Origin of the sequence: Streptomyces sp. NPDC050161, assembly GCF_044460025.1 — a bacterium.
Lineage (GTDB): Bacteria > Actinomycetota > Actinomycetes > Streptomycetales > Streptomycetaceae > Streptomyces.
Genome location: NZ_JBITJM010000002.1, coordinates 353,068 through 366,401, shown reverse-complemented (window position 1 = coordinate 366,401; position 13,334 = coordinate 353,068). Strand labels below are relative to the sequence as shown.

The following is a 13,334-nucleotide window of genomic DNA, read 5'->3' as shown; positions in this document are numbered from 1 at the left end:
AGGGTGCGGACCCCATGACGCGGCGGGCGCGTGGTCTGCGGGGCCTGCGGGCCGCGCTGTCGCCGGTCGTCGCAGGTGTCGGGGCGGTGGCGGTGGCCGCGGCGGTGCTGGTGCCGGCGCCGGGCGGCGGCCCGGCGGACGCGCCTGCCGGGCCGGCGCACCGGGCGTCCGCGCCCGGCCCGGCGCGGGTGCCGTCGGCAGCGGCGCGGTGCACGAAGGACACCGCGGCGCGCAGCCTGCGGCCCTCGTCCGACGACGGGCCTGCCGTGCGGCGGATCAAGAAGAAGGGCCAACTGGTCGTCGGGGTCGACCAGAACACCTACCGCTGGGGGTTCCGCGACCCGGACAGCGGCGAGCTGGAGGGCTTCGACATCGACCTGGCGCGGGCGCTGGCCAGGGACATCCTGGGCCCGCACCCGAAGGTGGTCTTCCTGGCGGTGCCGACCAACCAGCGGATCCCCGCGCTGCGGCACCGCCGGGTCGACATGGTGGTGCGCACGATGACGATCAACTGCGCGCGCAAGCGCCAAGTGGCGTTCTCCACCGCGTACTTCCAGGCCGGGCAGCAGGTGCTGGCGCCGAAGGACTCACCGGTCACGGCGTATGACGACTCGCTGCGCGGCAAGCGGGTCTGCACGGCCGCCGGGTCGACGGGCGAGACGGAGCTGGCGCGCTGGCCGCACGGCGCGAAGGTGCTGCTGGTGCCCAGCCAGCTCGACTGCCTGGTGCGGCTCCAGCTCGGCGAGGCGGACGCGGTGGTCACCGACAGCGCGCTGGCCGCTGCGCAGGCGGCGCAGGATCCGACGGTGGAGCTGAAGGGGAGGCCGTTCACGGACGAGGCGTACGGCGTCGCGATGAACAGCGGCGACACGGATCTGGTGCGGCGGGTGAACAAGGTGCTGGACGACTACCGCGGCGGCAAGGGCGCCGACAGCCCCTGGATGCGGGCCTATCACACCTGGCTCGAAGCCGACATGCCCGGCATATCGGGACCACCGACGCCGGAATACACCGACTGACCGCCCCACGGAAGCCCAGGTGGCGGCAGTATGGAGGAAACCCGGAAGGGGCAGCACCCGAGAGGCGGCCGAAGCGCACCAACCACCGCGCACCGTACGCAGTTTGGAGAGGTGATCGATGGGGGTCTCTGGACCCTTCCCCGGTTCTGCGGGGAGGCCGGAAGGCCAGGCCCTGGACCGCGACGAGGCCGACCGCGCGCTGGCGCGGCTCGGCGCCGAGTACGACGCGATCGAGTCCTCGCTGCTGGCACTTCAGGACCACGCAGGGCGCCGCCTCCTGGAGGGCGCCGACCTGACCGGTGTCACCAAAGAACGGTGGGCGGCCACCGAGCGGTCCATCGCCGTGCTGTGGTCGCACTTCGACGCGTACACGGCGGCACTGACCCGCGCCCGTGAGGTGCGGGCGCGCCGCCGCTGGTCGTCACCGGCCGATCTGGAGGAGCTGACCGCGCTGCTGGACGGCGCGGGCGCGGAGGTCACGGACGGCGAAGCGGAGGCCGGGACCGTGCAGCGGTGCACCCTGCGGGAGCTGGTCGAGCGGATGAACGGCCGCTACGCGCGGGCGCTCGACGTCATCGTCGCCGCCGACTCCGTGTGGTCCGCGCTGCCCGCCCGGATCGACCTGCTCGCGGCGGAGTTGCAGCGGACCCGCTCGCTGGCGCACTCGGTGGGTGTCAGGCCGGGCGAGCATCCGTCGGGCGACGATCTGGAGGACATCACCGAGGAGTTGGGGCGGCTGCGCGCGGAGGTGATCGCGGACCCGCTGGCGTTCTGGGTCTCGTCGTCGACCGGCAGTTCGGCGCCGGGCGGCGGGCGCCCCGACACCGAGCGCTACGACCGTGCGGCCCGCGCCCTTGAGGACGTACGCCGGGAGATCGAGGCGGTGCTCGACGTACGGCAGGACGCCGAGCAGCGGCTGATGCAGCTGCGGGACGTGCTGTCCCGGGCCGACCGCACGCTGACCGAGGCCAGGCAGGCGCGCGGCGAGGTGCTGGCGAAGATCGCCGCGTCCGAGGTGCCCGCGGTCAGCAGCCCGTCGGCGGCGCTGCACGAGCAGCTGGCCGCCGCCGTCGACTACCGCAGGCGCGCGCAGTGGCACCGCCTCTCGCCGCTCCTGGAACTCCTGGAGGAGCGCGCCGAGGACGAACTGCTGCGGGCCCGCGAGTCGTTGACCGCGGTCACCGCGCCGCTCGCGGTCCGCGCCGAGCTGCGCGGCCGGCTGGACGCGTACAAGGCGAAGGTCGCCCGGCACGGCCTGGCCGACGACCCGCTGCTGGCCGAGCGCTACGACGCGGCCCGCCGGATGCTGTGGAGCGCACCGTGCGACCTGCGGGCGGCCGGAGCGGCGGTGCTGCGCTATCAGCAGATGGCGACGGAGGCGATGGCCCCGGACCAGTGGGACCGCGAGGGGGGAGCGTGACGCTGCGGGCGGCTGCCGCATGCCAGCGACGGGGGTGCGCTGGCCGCTACGCGGACGCGGGCGGCGAACGGTACTGCGACGTCTGCGGCCGGGCGCCGGTGGTCTCGCCCCTCGGCCTGCTCGCCGCACCGCCGACGCGTCTCACCGACCGCACCGCCCCGGCCGCCGCCGGCACCGCCGCGACCCGCCTCGCGGCCGGCCGGGACCGCCACGCCGCAGGTCACGGCCCTGCCCGCGCCCTGCCATCGGTGCCCGCCGCCGGCGGCAGCGGCACCGGCTCCGGATCGGCGCGCGGCCGGCTGGGCGCCGGTCTCGTGACGGTGCCTGACGTGCCACGGCCCGACCCGCAGGCAGCCGTGCTCGACGGCCCCGAGGTGCCCGAACGGAAGCGGTTCTGCAGCCGCAGCGACTGCGGTGCGCCGGTGGGCAGGGCCCGCGGCGGCGTGGCGGGCACCACCGAAGGGTTCTGCGCGGCGTGCGGCCACCCGTACAGCTTCGTGCCCAAGCTGCGGGCCGGTGACGTGGTGCACGGCCAGTACGAGGTGGCCGGCTGTCTGGCGCACGGCGGCCTCGGCTGGATCTACCTGGCCGTCGACCGCGCGGTGTCCGACCGCTGGGTGGTGCTCAAGGGCCTGCTGGACACCGGCGACGAAGAGGCGCTGGCGGTCGCGGTGTCCGAGCGCCGCTTCCTCGCCGAGATCGAGCACGCCAACATCGTGCGGATCTACAACTTCGTCGAGCACCTGGACCCGGCGACGGGCAGCCGGGACGGCTACCTCGTCATGGAGTACGTCGGCGGCACCTCGCTCAAGGACCTCGCCAATGCCCGGCGCACACCCCAGGGACGACGCGACCCGCTGCCCGTCGAGCAGGCGTGCGCCTACGGCATCGAGGCCCTGGAGGCGCTCGGCCACCTCCACAGCCGCCAGCTCCTCTACTGCGACTTCAAGGTCGACAACGCCATCCAGCAGGGCGACCAGCTCAAGCTCATCGACATGGGCGCGGTGCGCCGGATGGACGACGAGGAGAGCCCGATCTACGGCACGATCGGCTACCAGGCGCCCGAAGTCGCCGCACTCGGCCCGTCCGTCGCCTCCGACCTCTACACCGTCGCCCGCACCCTCGCCGTGCTCACCTTCGACTTCCAGGGCTACACGAACGTCTTCGCCGACTCGCTGCCCGACCCGGAGCACATCGAGGTCTTCCGGAACCACGAGTCCTTCTACCGGCTCCTGGTGCGAGCCACCGACCCGGACCGCGACCGCAGGTTCGGCTCGGCCGACGAGATGGCGGCGCAGCTGACGGGCGTCCTGCGCGAGGCGGTGGCGCTGCGGTCCGGTACGCCGCGGCCCGCGCTGTCGCAGCTCTTCGGCCCGGAACTGCGGGTGGTCGACACCACGTTGCCCGCGACGGCTGACGGCGGCGGCTCGCGGCTCGGGGCGCGCGGGCGGGCGCGGCGCCGGGCAGCCGGGCGTGCCGCGGCCGGGCTCGCGGGCACGCCAGATCCCGGCGCGGACACGGGCCCCGGGCTGCGTCCGGTGGACGTGCCCGCCGCGGTGCTCGCCCTGCCGGTGCCGCAGGTGGACCCGACCGACCCGAACGCCGGATTCCTGGCCGGTCTGGTGGCCGCGGCCCCCGCCGAGCTGGCCGCCGCGCTGCCCTCCGCACCGGCCGAATCGCGCGAACTGCGGCTGCGCGCCCTGCGGGCCCGCCTGGAGGACGGCGACGGCACGGCGGCGCTCAAGGCGCTGGCCGCCCTGGACGAGGAGGACGGCGCAGGACACCGGCCCTGCGACTGGCGGCTGGTGTGGCACCGCGGCCTGGTGACGCTGGCCACCGGTGACCTGAAGGGCGCCGCCGCGGCCTTCGACGCCGTCTACGACACCTTTCCCGGCGAGCCCGCGCCGAAGCTCGCGCTGGCGCTGTGCGCCGCCCAACTGGGACAGCAGGACACCGCCGACGCGTACTACCGGCTGGTGTGGGCGACCGACCGCAGCTTCGTCAGCGCGGCGTTCGGGCTGGCCAGGGTGCGGCTGGAGGCGGGTGACCTGGAGGGTGCGGTGGCCGCCCTGGAGTCCGTCCCCGAGACCTCCATCCACTACACGGCGGCCCGGATCGCGGCGGTCCGCGCCCGGCTGCGGCGGCGGGCCGCGCACGGGGCCCGCCCGGCGGAACTGCGGGCCGCGGCCGAACAGGTCGAGCACCTCGCGGACTTCGGCCTGGACGACCGGCGCCGCGAGCAACTAACCACCGAGGTACTGGGATGTGCCCTGGACTGGGTACTCTCCGGGAGCCACGGTGCCCGGCCGGACGGCGGGCGAACCCCGCCCGAGCAGCCGGTGCTGCTCGGCAGCACGCTGGACGAACGCGGGCTGCGGTTCGGTCTGGAACGGTCGTACCGCCTGCTCGCGCGGATGGCGCAGCGTGGCGAGGAAAGGATCGAGCTGGTGGAACGGGCCAACCGCTTCCGCCCCAGGACGTGGGTGTGACATGGGTGTGACTGGGCCGTCCAGGTGTCCGAGCTGCGGTACGCCGCTCGACCGGGGGGACGGATTCTGTGGACGCTGCGGCGCCGGACCCGCGGCTGCCGCCGCCCCCGGCGGCCTCCCGGCGGACGGCGCGGGCCGCCCGACCGGGTACGGGCCGCCGCCCCCGGCCGCGTACCCGCCGCCGCTTCCCGACCCGTACGCGCTGCCGCCGCACGCCGCCCCGTGGCAGCCGGACCTGACGGCGCCGCAGGGAGCGCAGGCCGCCGCGGACGGCCCGCACGAGGAAGACGTGCCGGGCGCCGTCCCGCCGCCGCAGGCGCCGCCCGCGGACGGGGGCCCCGCCGCTCCCCCGGCGCCGGCCGCCCCCGCCGATCCCCGCGTCGCCGGGTACGAGGCCGTCGCGGACGCCGCCGGGCAGCCGCAGACACCGGCCCGCGGCACCCGGGTGTGCGCGCTGTGCGGGGCCGCCGCCGTGGGCACCGACGGGTACTGCACCCGGTGCGGTCAGGCCCAGCCGCGCGAACGCGACCATCTGGAGCGGGAGTTGGCGGGCGCGGCGGCGGTCAGCGACCGCGGGCACCGCCACCACCGCAACGAGGACTTCTTCGCCCTGACCGCCACCGCGCTGCCGGACGGCGCTCCCGCGGCGGTCGCCGTGGTCTGCGACGGTGTCTCGTCGGCGACTCGTCCCGACGAGGCGTCCGAGGCGGCGTCCGGTGCCGCCAGCGACTCCCTGCTGGCTTCGCTGCCGCGCGGCGTCCATCCGCAGCAGGCCCTGCACGAGGCGATCGTGACGGCGGCGGCTGCGGTCAACGCCCTCGCGGACCAGGACGAGCCCGGCCGGCAGGAACACCGTCGGCAGAACGCCCCGGCCTGCACGCTCGTCGGCGCGGTGGTCGGCGGCGGCCTGCTGACCGTCGGCTGGGTCGGCGACAGCCGCGCCTACTGGATCCCCGACGACCGCACGGTGCCCCCGGCCCGGCTCACCGAGGACGACTCCTGGGCGGCGCAGATGGTCGCCAACAATCTGATGTCCGAGGCCGAGGCGATGGCGGACGAACGCGCGCACGCCATCACCGGCTGGCTGGGCGCCGACGCGTACGAGGTCGAGCCGCACACCCAGCACTTCCAGCCGGACGGCCCCGGCGTGGTGGTGGTGTGCACGGACGGCCTGTGGAACTACGCGGAGACCGCCGAGCAGTTGGCCGCCGTGCTGCCGACGGACACCCGGGACCGGCCGCTGGACAGCGCCAGGACGCTGGTCACGCACGCGCTCGACGGCGGCGGCCACGACAACGTCACGGTGGCGGTCGTGCCGTTCCCGCTGCCCGCGGAAGGTCGGATTCCGGCCTGAACAGGACGGGTGGAACCGGCGCATTCCGGCCACCGGAGACGGGATGCCCGCAAGCCGGGGTGACCTGGGAGGAACGGCCGTGGAGGCGGGGCCGGGCGGCACCGCCGGGGCAGGGGTCCGTTGCGGGGAGACTGCGAAACTGCTTGCGAAGGTGGTGGGCGTCGCCGGTACCGCGACCGGTACTGTGCGACGGAAAGCGGCGGTCGCCGCGGCGTACGGGACACCCCGTGGCGCACTCGGCGACCACCGTCCGCGTCACGAAACGACCAACGAGCAATGCCACCGGAATCAACGCCGGACCAACGGTACGGAGGGGGAAGAACCGACATGCCGACCTGCCCGAACGGACACCAGTCGGTGGCCGAAGACTGGTGCGAGGTGTGCGGCCAGCGCATGGCGGGTGCTGTCCCCCCGCCGCCCTCCCTGCCTGCGGGGTTCCTGAACGCGCCGCCCAGCCAGCCCCCCGGCCAGCCGGGCCCGCCGCCCGGACAGGGTGGCCCGCCGCCCGGTCCCCCGCCCGGCCAGATGGGTCCGCCGCCCGGCCAGCCAGGACCGCCCCCCGGACAGATGGGCCCGCCGCCCGGCGGCCCCGGTCCCCAGGGCGATCAGGGCGGTTACGGCTTCCCGCCGCCCGCTCCGGCGCCAGGACCCGGCACCCAGGGCGATCAGGGTGGCTACGGCTTCCCGCCGCCCGCCCCCGGCCCGGGACAGCCTCCAGGACCCGGTCCGCAGGGCGGTCCCGGCACCCAGGGCGGCCAGGGCGGTTACGGCTTCCCGCCGCCCGCTCCGGCGCCAGGACCCGGCCCGCAGGGCGATCAGGGTGGCTACGGCTTCCCGCCGCCGGCCCCCGGTCCCGGCTTCGGTCCCGGTCCCGAGCAGGGCGGGCAGCCCGAGCGGTGCCCGCAGTGCGGTACGCCGCGTGCGGCGATGGCACCGTTCTGTGAGGAATGCCGCTTCAACTTCCTCACCCACTCCGCGGCCTCGTCCTACGCCCCGCCCGCCGGGCAGGCAGGGCCCCCGCCCGGTGGCCCAGGACCCCAGGGCGGCTACGGCTTCCCGCCGCCGGCCCCCGGCCCGGGACAGCCCCCAGGTCCCGGCGACACCGGCGAGCAGCCCGGTGGCTTCGGGTTCCCGCCGCCGCACCCCCAGCCGCCCCAGCAGCAGGGCCCGCCGCCCGGCATGCCGGGCCCCGGCGGCTACCCGGGCATGCCAGGGCCGCCCCCCGGCATGCCAGTACCCGGTGGGCAGCCCGGTCCCGGTGGTCACCCCGGTCCGCCCGCGCCGCCGCAGCAGCAGCCGGGCGACGACTGGACGCTGAACCCGCCGAACGCCCAGGCGGCACCGCCGCAGGCGCCCGCGCAGCCGGGACCGCAGGCACCGTTCGAGCAGCAGCAGCCCGCGCCGTTCGAGCCGCCGCCGTTCCCGCCGCAGCAGCAGGGACCGTTCGAGCCGCAGCAGCAGACGCCGCCCCCGCACCAGCCCGACCAGCAGTGGAACGGCGGCCCCGGCCAGGGGCCCGCCGCGCCGCCGCAGGGCCCGGCGCCGGTCGTCGGCGCGGGCTGGGTGGTGGCCATCGCGCCGGACCGCGAATACTTCATGGCGATGATGGGCCGCAGCGGTCCGGAGGCCGCGGGGCTCAACCTCCCCGCGTACACCCCCGAGCAGGTGCTTCCGCTGGCCGGCGAGCAGCTCGCCATCGGCCGCCGGCGCAACAGCACGGGCGAGTCCCCGGACGTCGACCTGGGCCGTTCGCCGGAGGACCCCGGTGTCTCGCACCAGCACGCGCTGGTGGTGCAGCAGCCGGACGGCAGCTGGGCCGTGGTCGACCAGAACTCGACCAACGGCACGACGCTGAACCTCGCCGAGGAGCCGATCCAGCCGTATGTGCCGGTCGCGCTGCACGAGGGTGACCGAGTGCACGTCGGTGCCTGGACGACGCTGACCGTCCGCCGCGGCTAGCCCCTGGCAGACCGCCGCGCGGCCCGAACGGGGCGTGACCCGCCACAGGGTCACGCCCCGTTCGGCGCTCCGCCCGTCTGCCACACGTACGGGCCGTCCGGCGAGTCCAGCCAGGCCCACTGGCGGTCGCCTTCCACCGTCACGCCGTAGCGCTCGCGTGTGGGCCGCCGCTCGCGCCGCCACAGCTCGTACGCCTCCCGCGGCGGCAGGCTGCCGGCGGCGAGCGACAGCAGGAACCGGAAGCGGTCGTCGGCCAGCGCGTGGCGCGGCACCCCCCGGCCCGTGACGCCGGGCCCCGCCGCGTCGCCGCCCGCCGACGCGTCGGTGGTGCGCAGCGGCACGAAGAAGACGGGCGTGGCCAGGAAGCGGCCCTCCGCCCGGCCGCCGTCCCGCGCCACCCGCAGCGCGATGAGGCCGGTGGCCATGGGCGCGAGGATCTTGGCGCCCGCCGCGCACTGGCGGGGCCAGGCGACCGGTACGGAGCCCAGCGAGCAGGTCGCGATGATCCGGTCGAACGGGGCGCGCCGCGGGCAGCCGAGCGCGCCGTCGCCGGTCACCACAGCGGGCCGGTATCCGGCCGCCGCCAGCCGCTCGCGGGCCACGGATGTGATCTCCTCCTCCAGATCGATGGTGGTCACCGCGCGGTCGCCGAGCCGGTGGGACAGGAGCGCGGCGTTGTAGCCGCTGCCGGTGCCGATCTCCAGGACCCGGCAGCCGTCCTCGACGTCGAGCGCGTCGAGCATCAGCGCCATCAGGGACGGCTGGCTGCTGGAGGAGACCAGCGCGCCGTCCTCGCCGATCCGGGTCGCCAGCGGTCCGTCGCGGTAGACGCCGCGCAGCCAGCGGCCACGGCGGCGCGGGTCGGGGTCGTCGGCCGCCACCAGCTCGTAGCCGCCGGCCATCGGCTCGTAGAAGGACGGGACGAACACGTCCCGCGGAACCTCGTCGAACGCCGCCCGCCAGCGCGGGTCGGTGAGGCCGCCGCCGAGCGCGATCATCCGGACGAGCCGGGTCCGCGCCGCCGCGGTCTCCGGCCCCGCCGCCCGCCCGTGCCCCGGATGCAGCGTGCCCATGTGTCCACTGTCCCTCCGTCCGGCGCCGGTGGCGGCCCGGGGACGGCGGTCGCCCTACATCAGAAGTCCTCGGTCGGCACGTCTGACACCATGGACGGGTGAACGAGAATCCGCGCGGCGCGCTTCAGGAGCAGACCTTCTACGAACAGGTCGGCGGCGAGGACACCTTCCGCCGCCTGGTGCACCGCTTCTACCAGGGGGTCGCCGATGACCCGCTGCTGCGGCCGATGTACCCGGAAGAGGATCTGGGCCCGGCCGAGGAGCGGCTCGCGCTCTTCCTGATGCAGTACTGGGGCGGCCCCCGTACGTACAGCGAGGGCCGTGGCCACCCGCGGCTGCGGATGCGGCACGCGCCGTTCACCGTGGACCGCGCCGCGCACGACGCGTGGCTGCGGCACATGCGTGACGCGGTGGACTCGCTCGGGCTCGCCCCTGAACACGCGACGCAGTTGTGGAACTACCTCACGTACGCCGCGGCCACCATGGTCAACAGCGACGGCTGACGGTTGCGTCACACCGGGCCAGGACCGGCCCCGCGATGACCCCGCCCGCCCTCGTCACGATCCGGTGAAGACCGCCGGCGAACCGCTTACCCCGCGTACGCCCCTCTGACAGCATTCGAACAGTTTTCGGTGCTGACCGGCGCCAGGGGGGTCCGTGTCCGGCTTCATCTTTCTGCGCCTGCGCGCACATCGCCTGCTGTCGGCCGCCGCCCTGCTGTCCGTGCTGCTGACCACGACGGTCCTGACGACGCTCGGCGCCTACGCCGATGCCATCGGGGACGCCGGACTGCGGCAGGCCCTGGCGACCCGTTCCGCGCCGGCCGCCGCACTCCGGGTGACGGCCCAACTCCCCAACGGCGCGGCCGACTTGTCGGCCGCCACCGACCGCGCGGTGCGCCAGGGCGCCCAACGGGCCTTCGGCGGGCTGCCGTTCACGGTGCGCACGCTGACCCGCTCCGGCCCGTACGCGCTGCCCCGCGCGCTCCAGCGGCCGGACGCGCGCAAGGGCGAGCCCGACCTCACCCACCTCGCCGCGCTCGACCGCTCGCGGGTCACGCTCACCGCGGGATGCTGGCCCGCAGCGGCCGGGAAGGGGCCGCTCCAGGTGGCCCTGCCGCAGGCCGCCGCCGACCGGCTCAAGGTGGCGCCCGGACGCCAACTCACCCTCGACAGACGGCTTTCGGGCCCCGCCCGCCCCACCGTCCGGGTCACCGGCGTCTACCGGCCGAAGGACCGCGCCGACCCGTACTGGCAGCTCGACGAACTCGGCGGACGCGGGGTGCGCAGCGCCGGCTTCACCACGTACGGGCCGCTGCTCACCGGGCCAGGGGCGTTCCGCGACGGCCCGCTGGTGCCGGACTCCGGCGGCTGGCTGGCCACCGCCGACTTCCGCACCCTGACGGCCGGTCGGCTGGACGCGCTGGCCGGTGCGGCGGGCCCTGCGGTCAAGGCACTGATGGCCGACCCGGCGTTCGGCGGCCGGGCGAGCGCCGCCACCGGCCTGCCCGACGCGCTGCGCGAGGTGCAGCGGGCGCTGCTGGTCAACCGCTCGACGATCCTGATCGTCGCGCTCCAGCTGATCCTGCTCGCCGGTTACGCGCTGCTGCTGGTGGCGCGGATGCTGAGCACCGAACGGGCCGGTGAGAGCGCCCTGTTGCGGGCCCGCGGCGGCGCCCGCCGCACTGTGGCGTGGCTCGCGTTCGCGGAAGCGCTGCTGCTCGCCCTGCCCGCCGCGGTCGGGGCGCCGCTGCTGACGGGCCCGCTGCTGCGGCTGCCGGCCGCAGGCGGCGGGCTGCCGCTCGACACCCGGCCGACCCTCACCACCTGGCTGACCGGCGGCGCCGTGGCGCTCGGCTGCGCCCTCGCGGTCGCCGCGCCCGCCCTGCTGGGCTCCGGGGCCCACCGGGTGAGACCGCGGGCGCGGGCGCTGCCCGGCGTGCTGCGGGCCGGTGCGGACCTGGGGCTGCTGGTGATCGCCGTGGCGGCGTACGCGCAGTTGCGGCGGCAGACGGCGGGCGGCGGCAGCGGGGTGCTGACCGGCGGGGCGTCGGGCGCGCCTGCCATCGATCCGGTGCTGGTGGCGGCGCCCGCGCTGGCGCTGCTGGCCGGGACGGTCCTGACGCTGCGGCTGCTGCCGCTCGCCGCCCGGCTCGCCGAGCGCGCGGCGGCCGGCGGCCGGGGGCTGGCCGCCGCGCTGGCCGGCTGGCAGATCAGCCGCCGGCCCCACCGTGGCGCGGGCCCGGTGCTGCTGCTGGTGCTGGCCACCGCGCTCGGCATGTTGGCGATCGGCCAGGGCGCGTCGTGGGACCGTTCGCAGGACGACCAGGCGGGCTTCCGCGCGGGCGCCGCGGTGCGCGTCCTGGCGGGCAGGACACCGCAGTTGGGGCAGAGCGGTGCGTACGAGGAAGTGCCGGGTGTGGCCGCCGCGCTGCCCACGGCGCAGGCCACGCTGAGCCTGTCGGGCGGCCGGGCCTCGTCGCTGCTGGCGCTTGACACCCCGCGCGCCACGGGGACGCTGCTGCTCCGCGGCGACCTGGTGGGCGGCGGCGCCGACGAGGCTCCCGGGCGGGCCGCGGACGCGATGCTGCGGTCGCTGGCTCCGGCGGAGCACACGGCGCCCGGCATCGCGCTGCCGGACGGCACCGTCCGGCTGCGGCTGACCGTCACCCTGCGGTCGCTGCGGTCCCTTCCGGTGCGTGCGGGACCGGAGTTCACCGAGGACGGGGCCGGTCCGCCGCACGATACGGGCCCGGTGCCCGCGCGGCTCACCGCGCTGGTGACCGACCGGCACGGCATGCCGTACCCGCTGCCGCTCGACCGGATCGCGGCCGACGGCGCGCCGCACACGGTGAGCGCGGACCTCGCGTCGGCCGCGGGCGCGCCGGCCGGCCGCGTCGCCGGGCCGCTGCGGCTGACCGGCCTGGTCGCGGACCTGGACCAGCCGGAGGTCGCGCACCGGCAGCGGCTGACCGTCGGCGCGGCGCGGGCCCTGCTGCCCGGCGGCGCGGAACGTCAACTCCGGGCGCCCGCCGGTCTTTCGTGGTCGGCGCGGGTCGGCGCGAAGAGCACCTTCGCGGGCGAGCCCTTCGGTCCCCAGGCGGGCCGCCCGGCCGTTCCGCCGGGCGGGCTGCTGACCCAGACGTACGACACCGGCGTCCGCCCGGCGGGCAGTTACGGCGCGGCCCGCACCACGCTGCGCGTCGACGCGGCCCACCCCGCGCGCGGCCCGCTGCGGGCCGTCGCGACGGACGGGTATCTGCGCGACAGCGGCTCGAAGACCGGCTCCGTCATCGAGATCCCGGTCAACGGCCAACCGCTGAAGGCGCGGATCGTGCGGGCGGTCCGTGCGCTGCCAGGACCCGCCGACCAGCAGTCGGCGGGCGCCGGGCTGCTGGTCGACCTCGGCGCGGTCAACGAAGCGCTCGGCGACCAGGATGCCGCGCCGCTGGCCGCCACCGAGTGGTGGATCAGGCCACGGCCCGGCGCGGCGGGGCAGGCGGTGGCGGCACTGCGGGAGCGCGCGGACACCGATCCGGGGCAGGTGGTGGCGCGCGACGAGATCGCCGGCCGGCTGCACGAGGACCCGCTGGGCCTGGGCCCGCAGGCCGCGCTGGCCGCGGCGGCCGTGGTGGCGGCGCTGCTGGCGGCGGTCGGCTTCGCGGTGAGCGCGGCCGGTTCGCTGCGCGAACGCGCCAGGGAGTTCGCGGTCCTGCGGGCCCTGGGCGCGCCCAGGCCGCGGTTGGCCCGGGTGGTCGCGGCGGAACAGGGCGTGCTGATCGCGCTGTCGCTGGCCGTCGGTACGGCGCTGGGCGCCGCGCTGACCCACGCGGTGGTGCCGCTGGTGGTGCTGACCGCGCGGGCGACGCGGCCGGTGCCAGGGGTGCTGGTGGAACTGCCGCCCGGACAGGTCGCGTTGCTGCTCGCCTCGGTCGCCGCGGTGCCGCTGCTGGTCACCGCCGCGGTGGGCCTGCGGCGCGGCGACCCCGTCCAGGCCCTGCGCAGCCGAGGAGCCGTGTGA

Annotated in this window: 9 protein-coding genes; 8 read left to right on the top strand and 1 reads right to left on the bottom strand. The window is 76.5% G+C overall.

Features of this window, described 5'->3' with window-relative positions:
- Positions 1-14: 14 nt before the first annotated feature.
- From ACIBK8_RS04775 to ACIBK8_RS04750, 6 genes are all read left to right on the top strand, one after another.
- On the top strand, positions 15-1,019 hold the full coding sequence (locus ACIBK8_RS04775; protein WP_399040090.1) for a glutamate ABC transporter substrate-binding protein: 1,005 nt from the start codon (positions 15-17) through the stop codon (positions 1,017-1,019).
- A gap of 118 nt (positions 1,020-1,137) precedes the next feature.
- Positions 1,138-2,439: a hypothetical protein gene (locus tag ACIBK8_RS04770; protein ID WP_399040089.1), complete on the top strand. Its 1,302-nt coding sequence runs from the start codon at positions 1,138-1,140 to the stop codon at positions 2,437-2,439.
- A 2-nt stretch (positions 2,440-2,441) separates the two neighbouring features.
- Positions 2,442-4,928 (top strand): tetratricopeptide repeat protein, encoded by a 2,487-nt coding sequence (locus ACIBK8_RS04765; protein ID WP_399040289.1) that lies wholly within the window; start codon positions 2,442-2,444, stop codon positions 4,926-4,928.
- Between the two features lies 1 nt (position 4,929).
- Complete coding sequence (locus ACIBK8_RS04760) at positions 4,930-6,282, top strand: PP2C family protein-serine/threonine phosphatase (protein ID WP_399040087.1); 1,353 nt, start codon at positions 4,930-4,932, stop codon at positions 6,280-6,282.
- A 43-nt stretch (positions 6,283-6,325) separates the two neighbouring features.
- Positions 6,326-6,724 (top strand): hypothetical protein, encoded by a 399-nt coding sequence (locus ACIBK8_RS04755; protein WP_399040086.1) that lies wholly within the window; start codon positions 6,326-6,328, stop codon positions 6,722-6,724.
- Positions 6,610-8,241 carry an FHA domain-containing protein gene (locus tag ACIBK8_RS04750; RefSeq protein WP_399040085.1) on the top strand — a complete coding sequence of 544 codons (1,632 nt, stop codon included), beginning with the start codon at positions 6,610-6,612 and terminating at the stop codon, positions 8,239-8,241. The genes ACIBK8_RS04755 and ACIBK8_RS04750 overlap by 115 nt, the downstream gene beginning before the upstream one ends.
- A gap of 50 nt (positions 8,242-8,291) precedes the next feature.
- Here ACIBK8_RS04750 and ACIBK8_RS04745 read toward each other — a convergent pair whose 3' ends face one another.
- On the bottom strand, positions 8,292-9,314 hold the full coding sequence (locus tag ACIBK8_RS04745) for a methyltransferase domain-containing protein (protein ID WP_399040084.1): 1,023 nt from the start codon (positions 9,312-9,314) through the stop codon (positions 8,292-8,294).
- A 98-nt stretch (positions 9,315-9,412) separates the two neighbouring features.
- Here ACIBK8_RS04745 and ACIBK8_RS04740 point away from each other — a divergent pair, with 98 nt between their 5' ends.
- Together ACIBK8_RS04740 and ACIBK8_RS04735 are read left to right on the top strand one after the other, a co-directional pair.
- The gene (locus ACIBK8_RS04740; RefSeq protein ID WP_399040082.1) at positions 9,413-9,817 is read left to right on the top strand and encodes a globin; all 405 of its coding nucleotides are present in this window, start codon (positions 9,413-9,415) and stop codon (positions 9,815-9,817) included.
- Positions 9,818-9,971: 154 nt separating this feature from the next.
- Positions 9,972-13,334: an FtsX-like permease family protein gene (locus ACIBK8_RS04735; RefSeq protein ID WP_399040081.1), complete on the top strand. Its 3,363-nt coding sequence runs from the start codon at positions 9,972-9,974 to the stop codon at positions 13,332-13,334.